This window comes from Klebsiella sp. 10 (genome assembly GCF_018223925.1).
Taxonomy (GTDB): Bacteria; Pseudomonadota; Gammaproteobacteria; order Enterobacterales; family Enterobacteriaceae; genus Klebsiella; species Klebsiella pneumoniae.
Genome location: NZ_JAGRRB010000009.1, coordinates 196,983 through 213,841 on the forward strand (window position 1 = coordinate 196,983; position 16,859 = coordinate 213,841).

Genomic DNA, 16,859 nt, shown 5'->3' on the forward strand with positions numbered 1-16,859 from the left:
CCGCTGAGCGCGCTCAGCGGCCAGTGGGCCATAGCAGCGCGGTTAACGCAGACGATACTTAATTTTTTCGACAATCTTCGCGGTGGAGATGCCGTAGCGATCGTGGAGGGTCGGCAGGGCGCCGGCTAACAGGAACGCGTCGGGCAGCCCCACGCTATCCAGCTCACAGCGTACGCCCTTACGCATCAGCAGCGCGGCCACCGCTTCCCCCAGGCCGCCGACCGCGGTGTGGTTCTCCGCTGTTACCACCAGGCGGCCCGGCTTCGACGCCTGTTCAATAATCGCTTTCTCATCCAGCGGTTTGATGGTCGGCACGTGCAGGACCGCCACGCCGATATTATCGGCCCGCAGCTTTTCAGCCGCCTCCAGCGCGCGCATAGTCATCAGCCCGGAGGAGATAATCAGCACATCGTTGCCGTCCTCCAGCAGCTTCGCCTTACCCAGTTCGAACTGATAGTCATATTTATCCAGCACCAGCGGCACCTTACCGCGCAGCAGACGCATATACACCGGCCCCTGGTGATCGGCAATGGCCGGTACCGCCTGCTCTATCTCCAGCGCATCGCAAGGATCGACGATAACCATCCCGGGGATACCGCGCATGATCGCCAGATCTTCGGTGGCCTGATGGCTGGGGCCATAGCCGGTCGTCAGGCCCGGCAGCGCCGCGCAGATCTTCACGTTCAGATGCTCTTCGGCGATGACCTGGTGAATAAAATCATAGGCGCGACGGGTTGCAAAGGCGGCATAGGTGGTGGCGAAAGGAATAAATCCCTCCTTCGCCATCCCCCCTGCCGCCGCCATCAGCAGCTGTTCGGCCATGCCCATCTGGAAAAAGCGATCCGGGAAGGCCTGGGCGAAAATATGCAGGTCGGTATATTTTGACAGGTCCGCGGTCATGCCGACGATTTCCGGGCGCTGCGCCGCCAGTTTTGACAGCGCGACGCCGAAGGGCGCAGGGACGGTCGCCTGGCCTTCATCAGCAATCGAGGCGATCATCGCCGACGTTTTTAAACGGGGTTGACTCTGGCTCATTACAGCACTCCTTCCGGTTTGTTAGCGTCCAGCACCGCGATCGCTTTTTGCCATTCGTCGGCATCGACGCGAATAAAATGGTTTTTATCGCGGGTTTCGAGGAACGGCACCCCTTTGCCCATCAGCGTGTCGCATAAAATGACCCGCGGCTGATTGCCGGAATAACTTTTCGCGTTGTCAAAGGCGGCCATCACCGCCGGCAGATCGTTACCGTCCACGCGCTGTACGTACCAGCCGAAGGCGGCCCATTTATCCTGCAGCGGCTCAAAGCCGAGGATTTTGCGTGAATCGCCGTCAGCCTGCTGTTTGTTGACATCGACAAGGTTAATCAGGTTGCTCAGGCCATAGTGAGCCGCCGACATCGCCGCCTCCCAGGTCGACCCTTCGTCCAGCTCCCCATCGGACATGGAGTTGTAGACCCAGGCCTTGCTCTGTTTCTGCCGCAGCCCGAGCGCCATGCCGACGGCGATAGACAGTCCCTGCCCCAGCGAGCCGCCGGACATCTCCATCCCCGGGGTGTAGGTCGCCATGCCGGACATCGGCAGGCGGCTGTCGTCGGAGCCGTAGGTTTCCAGTTCGGCTTCCGGGATAATGCCCGCCTCCAGCAGCGCGGCATAATAAGCGATAGCGTAATGGCCATGAGAGAGCAGGAAGCGATCGCGCCCCTCCCACTCGGGATCTTCCGGGCGATAGGTCATGGCATGGCTGAAGGCGGTGGCGAGCACATCGGCATAGCCCAGCGCCTGGCCGATATAGCCCTGCCCCTGCACTTCCCCCATTTGCAGGGCGTAACGGCGAATACGCCACGCCGCCGCGGCGACTTTTTGTGATTCGGTCATCTTCATCTGTTTGCCTCGCTTAGTGAATTAACATGCCGCCGTTAACGTCCAGGGTGATGCCGGTGGAGTAGGAGGAAAGATCGCTGCCGAGGAACAGCGCGGCGCGCGCGATGTCTATCGCGTCGCCAAGGCGGTTCATCGGAATGCCGGCAAGAATGTTGGCCGTCATGTCATCAGTCAGCTTGCCGGCGGTAATGTCGGTCTGAATCAGCCCCGGGGTGATGCAGTTAACGCGGACGTTATCCGGGCCAAGCTCGCGCGCCATCGCCCGCGCCAGACCCAGCACCCCGGCTTTTGCCGCGCTGTAGTGCGGTCCGCCAAAGATACCGCCGCCGCGCTGGGCGGAGACGGACGAGATGCAGACGATGCTGCCGGATTTTTGCGCCCGCATGGTGGGGATAACCGCCTGCGACATCAGCAGCGTGCCGCGCAGGCTAACATCAAGCACCGCGTCATAGTTGGCGCGCTTGATATCCATCAGCTTCAGCGGCTGGGTAATCCCGGCGTTATTGACCAGTACATCAACCCGACCGTATTTCGCCAGGATCTGTTCGATGGCCGCCTGCACCTGCACTTCATCAGCGACGTTGGCCGCCAGGCCGAGATGGCCTTCGCCTAATGCCGCCGCGGCGGTTTTACTGGCTTCGCCATTGAGGTCGATAATGACCACTTTCGCGCCGTTTTCGGCGAATAATTTCGCAGTCGCGAAGCCCAAACCGCGTGCGGAGGCCGCGCCAGTAATAATGGCGACTTTATCTTTTAATAACATAGTTTCACTCCATGACATTACGTCATATTAATTAACAGGATATATTTCCGTTATTGTGGTTCATCGAGGAAAAGAATCACCACCAAACCAATGGCGGCGCAGATACCAAAATAGGTAAATACAGAATTAAAACTCCCGGTTTTATCAAGCAAGAAACCAGCCGCCATCGGCGCGACAAATCCACCGAGGTTGCCGCCGCTATTAATTATGGAAGAGGCGATTGGATAGGTTTTGCTATCCGAAACGGCCATACCGTACGCGGTAAAGGCTGGCCAGCCGATATTTAAACAAAAGCCGACAAAGAATAATCCAATACAAACCGCCAGGGTGCTTGCCGGGATATTCAGCATAATTAACATCATGACCACCGTTGACACGGCAGTGAACATCATGGTGGGTTTACGCCGGCGGCCTAATAGCTTATCCGAAATCCATCCGCCGCCGATCGCGCCAATAAAGCCGCCGATGCACGGCATACTGGCCACGAAGCCCATACTCATTACATCGAAACCGCGCTCTTTGACTAAATACAGGGGGATCCAGGTTAATAATCCGTACAGCACGCTAACCATCATAAAATACGCCAGGCAGTCACCGAGAATATTTTTTGAGGTGAATAAGCCTTTCGCCGTATCAATTGGCGCCATTTTCTTTACCCGAATGATTTTATCCAGCCAGGTGAATCTTTCGGCAATTAAGATATTTTCGCGTACGCTATTATTATGACTTTCACGCCCGGCATTAATCTCTGCCAGTTCGCTTTGGGAAACAAATCCGCTCTCAGCAGGCTTGGATTTGACCAGCAGATACCACGCGATGGCCGCCACAATTCCGGGTATAGCAAAAGAGAAAAAGACCCACCGCCAGCCCCAGGTCACCGCAATCCACACCGCCAGCGGCGGCACAATAATCGGCGCAAACATGGTCGCCGCGATGTAAACGCCGGTTGCCGTGGCTTTCTCCTTTGGTGGAAACCAGTTATTTATGGTGGAAGCCAGCCCCACCGGGCAAGGCCCTTCGCTCAGCCCCAGTCCCAGCCGCACCAGCTTCAGGCCAAACACGGAGCTCACCGTGCCCATCAGCCAGGTAAAGGCGGAGAAGCCGAAAATGGAGAGCGATACCAGCCCCCGGGTACCGCGTTTGGCGATGAAAAAGCCGGCCGGGATCTGGCTTACCGCATAGCCGAGGAAAAACATACTGGCGATGGCCCCGGCTTCAAAATTATTGATATGAAACTCATCAATGATGAAAGGCAGTACCGCGCCAATATTCGTTCGGTCGGCGTAATTGATGGCATACACCAGAAAAATCATCGTCAAAACCACGAAACGATATTTCGTTTTCCTGGCGTCAGTACAGACCAGCGTATCTATACGTGACATAGGGTTTCCTCGTTTTATACCTCATCCACTTCGCTGTAAGCTGCCGCTTCGGATCACCGCGTTTTACTATCCATACAGGAGCAAGAGATAAATGCTTTTCGCCAGCGAAACAGGTGGTTAGGTGTTTTATAATTGCGATGCAAGCACATCGCAGTTTGTTATCAGGCCTGTGAGAGGAATATAACAACCCCAAAATGAAACGGTATTCAAAAAACCTCAATTATGATTGAGAAAAATTGAGTTAGTGACTTCCCGCAAATTTTTAGCGTTTACTGACCTGCGCGCTTTTAACAAGATAAATTGTTAAGCCCATCACAAATTAACGTTGTTTTTTCGCTTTTCCCTATGCTGTACATCCCGGCTGCGCCACGCTGTTCGCTATTTTCTTTTATTCGCGCCCCGCGCAGGATGCCGCCATGAGCCAACCGCTACCCAATAAAAATCTGCCGATGCCCTCTTTACGCAATATCCAGGCTTTTATTGAGGTCGCCGCTACCGGCAGCCTTAATCTGGCCGCAGAGAATCTCAATATCACCGCCTCGGCGGTCAGCCATCAGATAGCCAGCCTGGAGCACTTTCTGGGGAAAAAACTGTTCTCCCGCAGCAGCAAAGGCGTCACGTTAACGGCGGTGGGAGAAAAATATCTCAAAGAGGTCTCCGGGGCGCTGAATATGATTGGCCAGGCCACCAGCCAGGTGATCAACGATATCCATCAGGATTATTTACGCATTCATTCGGCGCCGAGCTTCGGCCTGCTATGGCTGATGCCCCGTCTGGATAAATTCCGCCAGGCGTGGCCGGCGTTAAAAATCAGCCTGACCTGTTCATACGAAAGCATCCAGTTCTCCCGGGATAATATTGATATCGATATTCGTCACGGGCTGTCACAGTGGCCGACGCTGCTGGTCAGAACCATTAAAAATGAGCGCGTCCTGCCCTACAGCGCAGCGTCTTATTTAGCCAGCCATCCTGTGCAGGCTGTGGAAGATCTGCTGGCCTGCGATCTGATCCACTCCGACAGCACCTTGATTAACTGGAGCAACTGGCTGTCGTGGCACAAGGTCCGCGGCTGGCATAAAAACTTCATTTTTAATTTCGACCGGTCATATATGAGCATCGAGGCGGCCAGAATGGGGATGGGCGTGATCCTCGAGAGCAATCTGCTGGCCGGCGGACACGTGCGCCAGGGACAGCTGACGCCGGTATTTGCCGACGAGCGGAGCATGCCGGTCGGCGCGCACCACTTCGTCCTCCCCCACGCTAATGAACAGAAGGAGAAGGTCCAGCGCTTCTTCGCCTGGGTCGCCGGAGAGCTGAAAGAGGAAGGGTTCCATATTTGATCCCGGCTGGTGGACAAACCGCCAGTCGACGCCTAAAGTTAATCAATCGATTGATTAATTTTTACCGAGCGCGATGACCAGTAAAGGCGAACAGGCAAAAAATCAGCTTATCGCGGCCGCTATCGCCCAGTTTGGCGAGTACGGCCAGCACGCCACCACCCGCGATATCGCCGCCCAGGCCGGACAGAATATCGCCGCTATCACCTATTATTTTGGCTCGAAAGACGATCTGTATCTTGCCTGCGCCCAGTGGATCGCCGATTTTATCGGCGACAATTTTCGCCCGCAGGCCGAAGCGGCGGAGCACCTGCTTGCCGGGGAAGCGCCGGATCGCCAGGCGATCCGCGACCTCATCCTTAGCGCCTGCCACAACATGATCCTGCTGCTCACCCAGGACGATACGGTTAACTTAAGCAAATTCATTTCCCGTGAGCAGCTGGCGCCGACCGCCGCCTACCATCTGATCCACCAGCAGGTGATTGCCCCCCTGCACCATTATCTCACCCGGCTGATTGCCGCCTGGACCGGCTGCGAAGCCAGTGATACGCAAATGATCCTCCATACCCACGCCCTGCTGGGCGAGGTGCTCGCTTTCCGTCTCGGGCGTGAAACTATCCTGCTGCGCACCGGCTGGACGCAGTTTGACGCGCAAAAAACGGAACAGATTTTCGAAGTCATTACCTGTCATATCGATTTCATCCTGCATGGGTTATCGCAAAGGAGTTTGGGCTGATGAAAAAACCCGTCGTCGTCATTCTGCTGATCGTGATTCTTCTCGCCGCGCTGGGCGGCGGCTGGTGGTGGTACCAGAGCAGCCGGCAGCAGCCGCTGACCCTGTATGGCAATGTCGATATCCGCACCGTCAACATGAGCTTCCGCGTTGGCGGTAGGCTGGCCTCGCTGACCGTCGACGAAGGCGACAGCATCCGCGCCGGGCAAACTCTCGGCGAGCTTGACCGCGCGCCGTATGAAAACGCCCTGCTGCAGGCGCAGGCCAACGTCTCCACCGCCCAGGCGCAGTATGACCTGATGATGGCCGGCTACCGCGCGGAAGAGATTGCCCAGGCCGCGGCGGCGGTGAAACAGGCGCAGGCCGCTTACGACTATGCGCAAAACTTTTATCAGCGCCAGCTCGGGCTGCGCGCCAGCAGCGCCATTTCCGCCAACGATCTGGAGAATGCCCGCTCCTCGCGCGATCAGGCGCAGGCAACGCTCAAATCGGCGCAGGATAAGCTGCGTCAGTATCGCGCCGGTAACCGCCCGCAGGAGATTGCCCAGGCCAAAGCCAGTCTGGAACAGGCGCAGGCGGCGCTGGCCCAGGCCAAACTGGACCTGCACGATACCGTGCTCACCGCCCCTTCTGACGGTACGCTGATGACCCGCGCCGTCGAGCCCGGCACTATGCTCAACGCCGGCGGTACCGTACTGACGCTGTCGTTAACGCATCCGGTGTGGGTCCGCGCCTATGTTGACGAGAAAAACCTCGGCCAGGCGCAGCCGGGACAAGAAGTGCTGCTCTATACCGACAGCCGGCCGGATAAGCCCTATCACGGCAAAATCGGTTTTGTCTCGCCGAGCGCTGAATTCACGCCGAAGACCGTCGAGACCCCGGATCTGCGCACCGATCTGGTCTACCGTCTGCGCATTGTGGTGACTGATGCCGACGGCGCGCTGCGCCAGGGAATGCCGGTGACCATCTCCTTTAGCCACGGGAACGGACATGAGTGAGACCGTCATCGCCTTAAACGGCCTGAGCCGCCGTTTTCCCGGTATGGACAGGCCAGCGGTAGCGCCGCTCACCTGCACGATCCGCGCCGGCTACGTCACCGGGCTGGTGGGGCCCGACGGCGCGGGGAAAACCACCCTGATGCGAATGCTCGCCGGATTGCTCAAGCCTGATGAGGGCCGCGCCAGCGTGATAGGCTTCGACCCGCTAAAAGACGACAGCGCCCTGCACGCGGTGCTCGGCTATATGCCGCAGAAGTTCGGCCTGTATGAAGATCTGACGGTGATGGAAAACCTGACCCTGTACGCCGACCTGCGCAGCGTCACCGGCGAGGCGCGGAAGAAAATTTTCGATCGCCTGCTGGAGTTCACCTCCCTTGGTCCATTCACCGAACGGCTGGCAGGCAAGCTTTCCGGCGGGATGAAGCAAAAGCTGGGCCTCGCCTGTACCCTGGTGGGCGATCCGAAAGTACTGCTGCTCGATGAGCCCGGCGTCGGCGTCGACCCTATCTCGCGCCGCGAGCTATGGCAGATGGTGCACGAGCTGGCCGGCGACGGCATGCTGATCCTGTGGAGCACCTCCTATCTCGATGAAGCGGAACAATGCCGCGACGTGCTGCTGATGAACGAAGGCAAACTGCTCTATCAAGGGGAGCCGACGGCGCTGACGCAAACCATGGCCGGGCGCAGCTTTCTGGTCTCCAGCCCGCAGGAGAACAACCGCCGCCTGCTGCAGCGGGCGCTGAAGCTGCCGCAGGTTAGCGACGGGGTGATCCAGGGCAAATCGGTGCGTCTGATCCTGAAAAAGGACGCGCGCATTGAGGAAGTCCAGCAGCATGGCGACATGCCGCCGCTGCAGGTGGCCGACACCGCGCCGCGCTTTGAAGATGCGTTTATCGACCTGCTCGGCGGCGCCGGGACCGCTGAATCGCCGTTGGGGGCGATTATCCATCGCGTTGACGGCAGCAAAGAGGAAACGGTCATTGAAGCCCAGTCGTTAACGAAAAAGTTTGGTGATTTCGCCGCTACCGACCATGTCGATTTCCAGGTTAAGCGCGGTGAAATTTTCGGCCTGCTCGGCCCCAACGGCGCCGGGAAATCCACCACCTTCAAAATGATGTGCGGCCTGCTGGTGCCCACCTCCGGCAAAGCGCTGGTGCTGGGAATGGATCTCAAGGTCAGCTCTGGCAAGGCGCGCCAGCATCTGGGCTATATGGCGCAAAAATTTTCGCTGTACGGCAACCTCAGCGTCGAGCAAAACCTGCGCTTTTTCTCCGGCGTCTATGGCCTGCGCGGCCGGGCGCAAAATGAAAAAATCGCCCGGATGAGCGATGCCTTTGGCCTGGAAAGTATCGCCCGCCACGCCGCCGACGAGCTGCCGCTCGGCTACAAGCAGCGGCTGGCGCTGGCCTGCTCCCTGATGCATGAACCCGATATTCTGTTTCTCGATGAACCCACCTCCGGCGTCGATCCCCTTACCCGCCGCGAGTTCTGGCTACATATCAATAGCATGGTTGATAAAGGCGTGACGGTAATGGTCACCACCCACTTTATGGATGAGGCGGAATACTGCGACCGCATCGGGCTGGTCTATCACGGCAAGCTTATCGCCAGCGGGACCCCGGACGCACTGAAAGCCCAGGCGGCGGACGACAGCCAGACGGACCCGACCATGGAGCAGGCGTTTATTACCCTGATTAACCGCTGGGACAAGGAGAATAGCCATGGGCAATAGCATTCTCTCCTGGCGGCGGGTCCGCGCCCTGTGCGTCAAAGAGACCCGGCAGATTGTGCGCGATCCCAGCAGTTGGCTGATCGCGGTGGTGATCCCCCTGCTGCTGCTGTTTATCTTCGGCTACGGCATTAACCTCGACTCCAGCAGGCTGCGGGTAGGCGTATTGCTTGAGCAGCAGAGCGAAGAGGCGCTGGATTTCGTCCATACCATGACCGGCTCGCCCTATATCGATGCCACCGTCAGCGACAGCCGCAGGCAGCTGATTGAGATGATGCAGGCCGGGCGCATCCGCGCCATGGTGGTCATTCCGGTGGATTTCGACCGCCAGATGGCCCGCCCCGGCGCCGACGCACCGCTGCAGCTCATCACCGACGGCAGCGAGCCCAATACCGCCAACTTCGCTCAGGGCTATGTGGAAGGTATTTGGCAAATCTGGCAGCAGCAGCGGGCGGAAGACCGCGGCGAAACCTTTGAACCGCTGATCGACGTGCAGATGCGCTACTGGTTTAACCCGGCGGCTATTAGCCAGCACTTTATTATCCCCGGGGCGATCACCATCATCATGACCGTGGTCGGCGCCATACTGACCTCGCTGGTGGTGGCCCGCGAATGGGAGCGCGGCACCATGGAGGCGCTGCTGTCGACGGAGATCACCCGCGCCGAACTGCTGCTGTGCAAGCTCATTCCCTACTATTTCCTCGGCATGCTGGCGATGCTGTTGTGTATGCTGGTGTCGGTATTTATTCTCGGCGTGCCCTATCGCGGCTCGCTGCCGATCCTGTTTGTCATCACTAGTCTTTTTTTGCTCAGCACCCTGGGGATGGGGCTGCTGATCTCAACCATTACCCGCAACCAGTTTAACGCCGCGCAGGTGGCGCTGAACGCCGCCTTTTTACCGTCGATTATGCTGTCCGGGTTTATTTTCCAGATAGACAGTATGCCGGCGGTGATCCGCGCGGTGACCTATGTGATCCCGGCGCGCTATTTCGTTAGTACTCTGCAAAGCCTGTTTCTGGCGGGCAATATTCCGGTGGTGCTGCTGGTCAACGTGCTGTTTTTGATTGCGTCGGCGGTGATGTTTATCGGTCTGACGTGGCTGAAAACCAAACGGCGTCTGGATTAGGTTTTGTCCGGTGGCGCTGCGCCGACCGGGCCTACGGTTTAACCAACATCGATTATACGGTTCGCCGATCCCGTAGGCCGGGCAAACGCAGTGCCGCCCGGCGTGGTTGAATGGGCCAAAGGAGCTATTATGTTTCACCGTTTATGGACATTAATCCGCAAAGAGCTGCAGTCGCTGCTGCGCGAGCCGCAGACGCGGGCGATTTTAATCATGCCGGTGCTGATTCAGGTGCTGCTGTTTCCCTTTGCCGCGACGCTGGAGGTGACCAACGCCACCATCGCTATCTACAACGAGGACAGCGGTCGCCACGCGGTGGAACTCACTCAGCGCTTTGCCCGCGCCAAAGCCTTTACCCACGTCCTGCTGCTGCAAAGCCCGCAGGCGATCCAGCCGACCATCGATGAACAAAAAGCTCTGCTGGTGGTGCGCTTCCCGGCCGATTTCTCGCGCAATCTGGATAACTATCAAACCGCCCCGCTGCAGCTTCTGCTCGACGGACGCAACTCCAACAGCGCGCAAATCGCCGCCAACTATCTGCAACAGATTGTGAAAAACTATCAGCAGGAGCTGCTGGAGGGTAAAGCGAAGCCGAACAACAGCGAGCTGGTGGTGCGCAACTGGTACAACCCGAATCTCGACTATAAATGGTTCGTGGTGCCGTCGCTTATCGCCATGATCACTACCATCGGGGTGATGATCGTCACCTCGCTGTCGGTGGCTCGCGAGCGCGAGCAGGGCACCCTTGACCAGCTGCTGGTCTCCCCCCTCGCCACCTGGCAAATTTTCGTTGGCAAGGCGGTGCCGGCGCTGATCGTCGCCACCCTGCAGGCAACTATCGTGCTGGCGATTGGTATCTGGGCCTATCAGATCCCGTTTGCCGGCTCGCTGCTGCTGTTCTATTTCACCATGGTGATTTACGGTCTATCGCTGGTGGGCTTTGGCTTATTGATTTCGTCGCTGTGCGCTACCCAGCAGCAGGCGTTTATCGGCGTGTTCGTCTTTATGATGCCGGCTATTCTCCTGTCGGGGTACGTCTCACCAGTGGAAAACATGCCGCAGTGGCTGCAGGATCTGACCTGGATAAATCCCATCCGCCACTTTACCGATATCACCAAGCAAATTTATCTGAAGGATGCGAGTCTGGAGATTGTGTGGGGAAGTTTGTGGCCGCTACTGGTCATAGCGGCCACCACCGGCTCAGCGGCGTATGCGATGTTCCGAAGGAAGATTGCGTAATACCCGTCATCGTTCAAACTACAACGGCGTTGGCTTTCCTTACTCACCCCAGTCGCATAGTTATCTATGCTTCTGGGGATTCGCTGCGTTGCCGCCTTGTTGTAGCCCGAACGCTTTAGGGTAACGGCTCTTATCTTTCGCCAGCAGCGAGACCACCGCCGGGCCTGCCAGTATCACCAGCCCGGCGAGGGCCAGCAGCAGGTTGTTGTGCAGCACGCGCGACAGCAGCCACAGCGCTATCATGGCCGCGCCGAAGTACCAGGTCGTGGTGAGCTCCTCAAGGAAGTCTCCCACATCGCGCCAGCGCGCCTCATGGTGACGCTGTAAAAACAGCATCGCCAGCAGCGTGACGCTGTAGAGGACGCACAGTCCCAATCCGACGCGCACCAGCGCGCCGCTCATCCAACCCATCACCAGTACTGCCACGACCAGTAGATGCAACATAATCTGCCAGCAACTAAGACCCGTTGCGACGCGTACACGTTGTTGCCACTTCATGGCTTCTCTCCTGAAGGATTTTTCTCTGCTACTCAGAGTACCGCACTTTACGGAAAATTCCGTAACACCGCATCTTTTTGTGACGTCTACTACACTATTTTATTCAGGAAAGTGACATTTACTGGAGAATTATGGCTGAGCCAACGGCGGGATTTTCGTTGAACGTGCTGACAATTAACACCCATAAAGGCTTTACGGCGTTTAATCGGCGTTTTATTTTGCCCGAACTGCGCGACGCCGTGCGCAGCGTTAGCGCGGATATTGTTTGCCTGCAGGAGGTGATGGGCGCTCATGAGGTACATCCGCTGCACATCGAAAACTGGCCGGATACGACCCATTATGAATTTCTCGCCGACACCATGTGGAGCGACTACGCCTACGGGCGCAATGCGGTTTATCCGGAAGGCCACCACGGCAACGCCGTGCTGTCGCGCTTTCCCATTGAATACTACGAAAATCGCGATATCTCGGTCGGCAACGGGGAGAAGCGCGGCCTGCTGTACTGCCGCATCGTGCCGCCGCGGAGCGGGATAACTATTCACGTGATTTGCGTCCATCTCGGTCTACGCGCCGACCAACGGCAGGCGCAGTTGACCATGCTGGCGGAGTGGGTCAATACCCTGCCCGCGGGCGAGCCGGTGGTGGTGGCTGGCGATTTTAACGACTGGCGTCAGCAGGCTAACCAGCCGTTAAAAGCCCAGGCCGGGCTGGAAGAGATCTTTACCCGCGCCCGCGGACGGCCGGCGCGCACCTTTCCGGTCAGTTTTCCGCTGCTGCGCCTCGACCGCATTTACGTCAAGAACGCCCACGCCAGTCGCCCGAAGGCGCTGGCCCTTAAACAATGGCGGCATCTGTCCGATCATGCACCCCTTAGCGTGGAGATACATTTGTGAAATGTCGTTGGCAGGAAGGCAACCGCATTACGCTACTGGAGAATGGCGACCAGTACTATCCGGCGCTGTTTGCGGCCATCGGTCGCGCCAGCCGGCGGGTGATCCTCGAATCCTTTATCTGGTTTGAAGATGAGGTAGGCCGGCGGCTGCACGCGGTCCTGCTCGAGGCTGCCCGCCGTGGCATCCAGGTGGAGGTGCTCCTCGATGGCTATGGTTCCCCGGATCTCAGCGATGAATTTGTCGGTGAGCTCACCGCCGCTGGCGTGATTTTCCGCTACTACGATCCGCGTCCTAAGCTGATGGGGATGCGCACCAATCTGTTCCGTCGCATGCACCGTAAAATCGTGGTAATCGACGACACCACCGCCTTTGTCGGCGGTATTAACTACTCCGCCGAACATATGAGCGACTACGGTCCGGAGGCGAAGCAGGATTATGCGGTGCAGGTCGAAGGACCGGTGGTGCTCGACATCCTGCAGTTCGAGCTGGAAAACCTGCCCAACAGCGAAACCGCCCGCCGCTGGTGGCGACGTCGTCGCCACCAGCCGGAGATTAACCAGACCCCCGGCGAGGCGCAGGCGCTGTTCGTCTGGCGCGACAACCAGGATCACCGCGACGATATTGAACGCCACTACCTGAAGATGCTGACCAGCGCCCGCCGGGAAGTGATTATCGCTAACGCCTATTTTTTCCCCGGCTACCGCCTGCTGCATGCGATGCGCAATGCCGCGCGGCGCGGAGTACGGGTTAAGCTGATCGTGCAGGGCGAACCGGATATTCCCATTGTGAAGTTTGGCGCCCACCTGCTCTATCACTATCTCGTTAAGGGCGGGGTGCAGATTTACGAATATCGCCGTCGCCCGCTGCATGGCAAGGTCGCTCTGGCAGACGACCACTGGGCCACCGTTGGGTCAAGCAACCTGGATCCGCTTAGCCTGTCGCTGAATCTGGAAGCCAATCTGATCATCCACGATCGGGTGTTTAACCAGACGCTGCGCGATAATCTCAACGGGCTTATCGCCCGGGATTGCCAGCGGATCGATAAAACGATGCTGCCGAAACGCAACTGGTGGCGGCTGGGCGTCAGCGTGATGGCTTTCCACTTTCTGCGCCACTTCCCGGCATGGGTCGGCTGGTTACCGGCTCATACCCCGCGGCTGGCCAGAGTCAGCCCGCCGGTCCAGCCGGAAATTGAAACTCAGGACCGCGTCGAGTCTCCAGCCAGGGATAATCCACTATGAGCAAATCACATCCCCGCTGGCGGATGGCGAAAAGAGTGCTGACCGTGCTCTTTTTTATCGCCGTCATCGTCCTGTTGGTGATCTACGCACAAAAAGTCGACTGGCAGGACGTGTGGAAGGTGATCCGCGGCTACGATCGGCTGGCCTTGTTTAGCGCCATTGCGCTGGTTATCGTCAGCTACCTCATTTACGGCTGCTACGATCTGCTCGGTCGGGCCTATTGCGGGCACAAGCTGGCGAAACGCCAGGTCATGCTGGTGTCGTTTATCTGCTACGCCTTCAACCTGACACTCAGCACCTGGGTCGGCGGGATCGGTATGCGCTACCGGCTGTACTCGCGGCTGGGGCTGAACGGCAGCACCATCACCCGTATTTTTTCCTTAAGCATTACCACCAACTGGTTGGGCTATATTCTGCTGGGCGGGGTGATATTCACGGCAGATCTGGTGAAGCTGCCGCCGCACTGGTACATCAGCCAGACCACTCTGCGTATTATCGGCGGGGTGATGCTGATCCTTACGCTTTGCTATCTGTTCGGCTGCGCGTTCGCCAAACGCCGTCACCTGACGATTAAAGGCCAGCGGCTGGTGCTGCCCTCCTGGCGCTTCGCGCTGCTGCAGATGGGGCTCTCGGCGGCGAACTGGATGGCGATGGGGGCGATAATCTGGCTGCTGTTGGGCAGCGAGATTAACTATTTTCTGGTATTAGGGGTGCTGCTGGTGAGCAGTATCGCCGGGGTGATTATCCATATTCCGGCTGGGATCGGCGTGCTGGAGGCGGTGTTTATCGCCATGCTCTCCGGGGAAGATATTTCGAAGGGCGCGATCATTGCCGCCCTGCTCGCCTGGCGCGCGCTCTATTATTTCCTGCCATTGCTGCTGGCGACGGTGGCCTATCTGCTGCTGGAGAGCCGGGCGAAAAGGCTGCGGCAAAAGAACCAGCGCAAGCTGGCCCGCGAATGAAACGGCCTGGTCGCGCTGCGCTTGCACGGGCCTACGGGGTGTAAGCCTGTGAGAAGAGCCTGTAGGCCGGGTAAGGCGCAGCCGCCACCCGGCAGCACCACGGGTACCGTGCCTGATGCCATCGCCCGGCGGCGCTGCGCTTGCGCGGGCCTACGGAGTGTGAGCCTGTGAGAGGATCCTGTAGGCCGGGTAAGGCGCAGCCGCCACCCGGCAAAATCAAGGGTACCGTGCCTGATATCTCGCCCGGCGGCGCTGCGCTTGCGCGGGCCTACGGAGTGTGAGCCTGTGAGAGGATCCTGTAGGCCGGGTAAGGCGTAGCCGCCGCCCGGCAATACCACGGGTACCGTATTTGATATCTCGCCCGGCGGCGCTGCGCTTGCGCGGGCCTGCGGAGTGTAAGCCTGTGAGAGGATCCTGTAGGCCGGGTAAGGCGCCTGCCGCCACCCGGCAAAATCAAGGGTACCGTGCCTGATATCTCGCCCGGCGGCGCTGCGCTTGCGCGGGCCTACGGGGTGTGAGTCTGTGAGAGGAGCCTGTAGACCGGGTAAGGCGTAGCCGCCGCCCGGCAATACCACGGGTACCGTACCTGATATCTCGCCCGGCGGCGCTGCGCTTGCGCGGGCCTACGGAGTGTGAGCCTGTAGGCCGGGTAAGGCGCAGCCGCCACCCGGCAGCACCACGGGTACCGTGTCTGATGCCATCGCCCGGCGGCGCTACGCTTGCGCGGGCCTACGGAGTGTGAGCCTGTGAGAGGATCCTGTAGGCCGGGTAAGGCGCAGCCGCCACCCGGCAAAATCAAGGGTACCGTGCCTGAAATCTCGCCCGGCGGCGCTGCGCTTGCCGGGCGTTCGGAGATGCAACCCCGTGATATAAAGAGGTTAGCGGCGGTTGCCCATAATACGCAGCAGCATCAGGAACAGGTTGATGAAGTCCAGATACAGCGTTAAGGCGCCGAGGATCGAGTATTTACGCAGCGTGGAGCTGTCGCGGGTATCAATCTGCTCGCCGATGTTTTTCAGCTTCTGGGTGTCATACGCCGTCAGACCGACAAACAGCACCACCCCAATATAGGTCACGGCCCACATCAGCGCCTCGCTCTTCAGCCACAGGTTGACCAGCGACGCCAGCACGATGCCAATCAGCCCCATAAACAGCATGCTGCCGAAGCCGCTCAGATCGCGCTTCGTGGTGTAACCATACAGGCTCATCGCCCCAAACATCCCGCCGGTGACCACAAAGGTGCTGGCGATCGATGAATAGGTATAGGCGATAAAAATGCTCGATAGCGTCAGTCCGGTCAGCGCCGAATAGAGCATAAACAGCGTGGTGGCCATCCCGGCGCTCAGCCGCTGCACCATTCCCGACAGCACAAACACCAGCGCCAGCTGGGCAATAATCAGCCCGAAGAAAGTGATTTTGCTCGAAAAGACGAACATCATCACCGCCGGAGTATTCGCTGCAAACCACGCGATAAACGCCGTCAGCAGCAGGCCGACCGTCATCCAGCCGTACACCTGCGCCATGTAAGTCTGCAGGCCGGTACGGCCCTGCACTATTGAATCGGAACGCGGATATCTGTCCATGACTCTCTCCTGATTAACAAAGTTTCACCCTGTAAGCGTATCACACTACCAGCGCTCTGCCGCCTGGCGATCGCTGTCGCGGGCGTCGACCCAGCGTTCGCCATCCGGCGTCGCTTCACGCTTCCAGAACGGCGCGCGGGTTTTCAGGTAATCCATAATAAACTCGCCGGCGGCGAAGGCGCTGCCGCGGTGAGCGCTGGTGACGCCGACAAACACAATCTCTTCCCCCGGCCACATTTCGCCGATGCGATGGATAACCGTCACCCGGCCCAGCGGCCAGCGCTCGCGCGCCAGCTCGACAATTTCCGCCAGCGATTTTTCAGTCATCCCCGGATAGTGCTCGAGGGTCAGCGCCTTCACGCTGTCGCCGAGGTTGTGGTTACGCACTTTACCGGTGAAGGTGACCACCGCGCCGTCTTCATCGCGTTCCGCCAGCCAGGGATATTCCTCACTGACGCTAAAGCGCGCCGGGCTGACCACGATACGGGTTTGCGTCAT

At 58.6% G+C, this 16,859-nt stretch carries 17 protein-coding genes; 9 read left to right on the forward strand and 8 right to left on the reverse strand.

Going from position 1 to position 16,859, the window contains the following annotated elements:
* Window positions 1-42: 42 nt before the first annotated feature.
* The 5 genes from KHQ26_RS11360 to KHQ26_RS11380 form a co-directional block, all read right to left on the reverse strand.
* Window positions 43-1,035 (reverse strand): transketolase family protein, encoded by a 993-nt coding sequence (locus KHQ26_RS11360; protein WP_002895757.1) that lies wholly within the window; start codon window positions 1,033-1,035, stop codon window positions 43-45.
* On the reverse strand, window positions 1,035-1,880 hold the full coding sequence (locus KHQ26_RS11365; RefSeq protein ID WP_002895753.1) for a transketolase: 846 nt from the start codon (window positions 1,878-1,880) through the stop codon (window positions 1,035-1,037). The genes KHQ26_RS11360 and KHQ26_RS11365 overlap by 1 nt, the downstream gene beginning before the upstream one ends.
* A gap of 13 nt (window positions 1,881-1,893) precedes the next feature.
* The gene (locus KHQ26_RS11370; RefSeq protein ID WP_002895750.1) at window positions 1,894-2,643 is read right to left on the reverse strand and encodes an SDR family NAD(P)-dependent oxidoreductase; all 750 of its coding nucleotides are present in this window, start codon (window positions 2,641-2,643) and stop codon (window positions 1,894-1,896) included.
* Between the two features lie 50 nt (window positions 2,644-2,693).
* A complete protein-coding gene (locus KHQ26_RS11375) occupies window positions 2,694-4,025 on the reverse strand; it encodes an MFS transporter (RefSeq protein ID WP_019705008.1) in 1,332 nt (443 codons plus the stop codon).
* Between the two features lie 287 nt (window positions 4,026-4,312).
* Entirely contained in the window at window positions 4,313-4,450 is a 138-nt protein-coding gene (locus tag KHQ26_RS11380) for a hypothetical protein (protein WP_004142057.1), read from the reverse strand.
* Between KHQ26_RS11380 and KHQ26_RS11385 the strand changes: the two genes are divergently transcribed.
* From KHQ26_RS11385 to KHQ26_RS11410, 6 genes are all read left to right on the forward strand, one after another.
* On the forward strand, window positions 4,442-5,365 hold the full coding sequence (locus KHQ26_RS11385; RefSeq protein ID WP_004179102.1) for a LysR substrate-binding domain-containing protein: 924 nt from the start codon (window positions 4,442-4,444) through the stop codon (window positions 5,363-5,365). The genes KHQ26_RS11380 and KHQ26_RS11385 overlap by 9 nt on opposite strands.
* Window positions 5,366-5,438: 73 nt before the next feature.
* Window positions 5,439-6,098 (forward strand): transcriptional regulator CecR, encoded by a 660-nt coding sequence (gene cecR / locus KHQ26_RS11390; RefSeq protein ID WP_002895746.1) that lies wholly within the window; start codon window positions 5,439-5,441, stop codon window positions 6,096-6,098.
* Complete coding sequence (hlyD, locus tag KHQ26_RS11395; RefSeq protein WP_002895745.1) at window positions 6,098-7,093, forward strand: secretion protein HlyD; 996 nt, start codon at window positions 6,098-6,100, stop codon at window positions 7,091-7,093. The genes cecR and hlyD overlap by 1 nt, the downstream gene beginning before the upstream one ends.
* Window positions 7,086-8,825 carry an ATP-binding cassette domain-containing protein gene (locus tag KHQ26_RS11400; protein WP_004179101.1) on the forward strand — a complete coding sequence of 580 codons (1,740 nt, stop codon included), beginning with the start codon at window positions 7,086-7,088 and terminating at the stop codon, window positions 8,823-8,825. The genes hlyD and KHQ26_RS11400 overlap by 8 nt, the downstream gene beginning before the upstream one ends.
* Window positions 8,815-9,948: an ABC transporter permease gene (locus KHQ26_RS11405; RefSeq protein WP_002895739.1), complete on the forward strand. Its 1,134-nt coding sequence runs from the start codon at window positions 8,815-8,817 to the stop codon at window positions 9,946-9,948. Before KHQ26_RS11400 ends, KHQ26_RS11405 begins: the two co-directional genes overlap by 11 nt.
* 129 nt (window positions 9,949-10,077) lie before the next feature.
* On the forward strand, window positions 10,078-11,184 hold the full coding sequence (locus KHQ26_RS11410) for an ABC transporter permease (RefSeq protein WP_004142068.1): 1,107 nt from the start codon (window positions 10,078-10,080) through the stop codon (window positions 11,182-11,184).
* Between the two features lie 60 nt (window positions 11,185-11,244).
* Here the strand turns inward: KHQ26_RS11410 and KHQ26_RS11415 are convergent, their stop codons facing one another.
* Window positions 11,245-11,682: a YbhQ family protein gene (locus tag KHQ26_RS11415; protein ID WP_004176793.1), complete on the reverse strand. Its 438-nt coding sequence runs from the start codon at window positions 11,680-11,682 to the stop codon at window positions 11,245-11,247.
* 131 nt (window positions 11,683-11,813) lie between these two features.
* On the opposite strand from KHQ26_RS11415, the gene KHQ26_RS11420 reads away from it, so the two are divergent.
* From KHQ26_RS11420 to KHQ26_RS11430, 3 genes are read left to right on the forward strand one after another with little or no spacing between them, the layout of a single operon-like run.
* Entirely contained in the window at window positions 11,814-12,575 is a 762-nt protein-coding gene (locus tag KHQ26_RS11420; RefSeq protein WP_004179098.1) for an endonuclease/exonuclease/phosphatase family protein, read from the forward strand.
* Window positions 12,572-13,816, forward strand: a complete 1,245-nt coding sequence (gene clsB / locus KHQ26_RS11425; RefSeq protein ID WP_002895730.1) for a cardiolipin synthase ClsB — start codon at window positions 12,572-12,574, stop codon at window positions 13,814-13,816. Before KHQ26_RS11420 ends, clsB begins: the two co-directional genes overlap by 4 nt.
* On the forward strand, window positions 13,813-14,778 hold the full coding sequence (locus tag KHQ26_RS11430; protein ID WP_049124023.1) for a lysylphosphatidylglycerol synthase domain-containing protein: 966 nt from the start codon (window positions 13,813-13,815) through the stop codon (window positions 14,776-14,778). The genes clsB and KHQ26_RS11430 overlap by 4 nt, the downstream gene beginning before the upstream one ends.
* Window positions 14,779-15,656: 878 nt before the next feature.
* Here KHQ26_RS11430 and KHQ26_RS11435 read toward each other — a convergent pair.
* Both KHQ26_RS11435 and moaE read right to left on the reverse strand, forming a co-directional pair.
* Window positions 15,657-16,361: a Bax inhibitor-1 family protein gene (locus KHQ26_RS11435; RefSeq protein WP_020805113.1), complete on the reverse strand. Its 705-nt coding sequence runs from the start codon at window positions 16,359-16,361 to the stop codon at window positions 15,657-15,659.
* 45 nt (window positions 16,362-16,406) lie between these two features.
* Entirely contained in the window at window positions 16,407-16,859 is a 453-nt protein-coding gene (gene moaE, locus KHQ26_RS11440) for a molybdopterin synthase catalytic subunit MoaE (protein WP_002895674.1), read from the reverse strand.

Coding starts and splice junctions, on each gene's coding strand:
- KHQ26_RS11400 (WP_004179101.1), top strand. CDS start 7,086: ATGAGTGAGACCGTCATCGCCTTAAACGGCCTGAGCCGCCGTTTTCCC.
- KHQ26_RS11430 (WP_049124023.1), top strand. CDS start 13,813: ATGAGCAAATCACATCCCCGCTGGCGGATGGCGAAAAGAGTGCTGACC.
- cecR (WP_002895746.1), top strand. CDS start 5,439: ATGACCAGTAAAGGCGAACAGGCAAAAAATCAGCTTATCGCGGCCGCT.
- KHQ26_RS11435 (WP_020805113.1), bottom strand. CDS start 16,361: ATGGACAGATATCCGCGTTCCGATTCAATAGTGCAGGGCCGTACCGGC.
- KHQ26_RS11420 (WP_004179098.1), top strand. CDS start 11,814: ATGGCTGAGCCAACGGCGGGATTTTCGTTGAACGTGCTGACAATTAAC.
- moaE (WP_002895674.1), bottom strand. CDS start 16,859: ATGACGCAAACCCGTATCGTGGTCAGCCCGGCGCGCTTTAGCGTCAGT.
- KHQ26_RS11415 (WP_004176793.1), bottom strand. CDS start 11,682: ATGAAGTGGCAACAACGTGTACGCGTCGCAACGGGTCTTAGTTGCTGG.
- KHQ26_RS11410 (WP_004142068.1), top strand. CDS start 10,078: ATGTTTCACCGTTTATGGACATTAATCCGCAAAGAGCTGCAGTCGCTG.
- hlyD (WP_002895745.1), top strand. CDS start 6,098: ATGAAAAAACCCGTCGTCGTCATTCTGCTGATCGTGATTCTTCTCGCC.
- KHQ26_RS11360 (WP_002895757.1), bottom strand. CDS start 1,035: ATGAGCCAGAGTCAACCCCGTTTAAAAACGTCGGCGATGATCGCCTCG.
- KHQ26_RS11370 (WP_002895750.1), bottom strand. CDS start 2,643: ATGTTATTAAAAGATAAAGTCGCCATTATTACTGGCGCGGCCTCCGCA.
- KHQ26_RS11375 (WP_019705008.1), bottom strand. CDS start 4,025: ATGTCACGTATAGATACGCTGGTCTGTACTGACGCCAGGAAAACGAAA.
- KHQ26_RS11405 (WP_002895739.1), top strand. CDS start 8,815: ATGGGCAATAGCATTCTCTCCTGGCGGCGGGTCCGCGCCCTGTGCGTC.
- KHQ26_RS11385 (WP_004179102.1), top strand. CDS start 4,442: ATGAGCCAACCGCTACCCAATAAAAATCTGCCGATGCCCTCTTTACGC.
- KHQ26_RS11365 (WP_002895753.1), bottom strand. CDS start 1,880: ATGAAGATGACCGAATCACAAAAAGTCGCCGCGGCGGCGTGGCGTATT.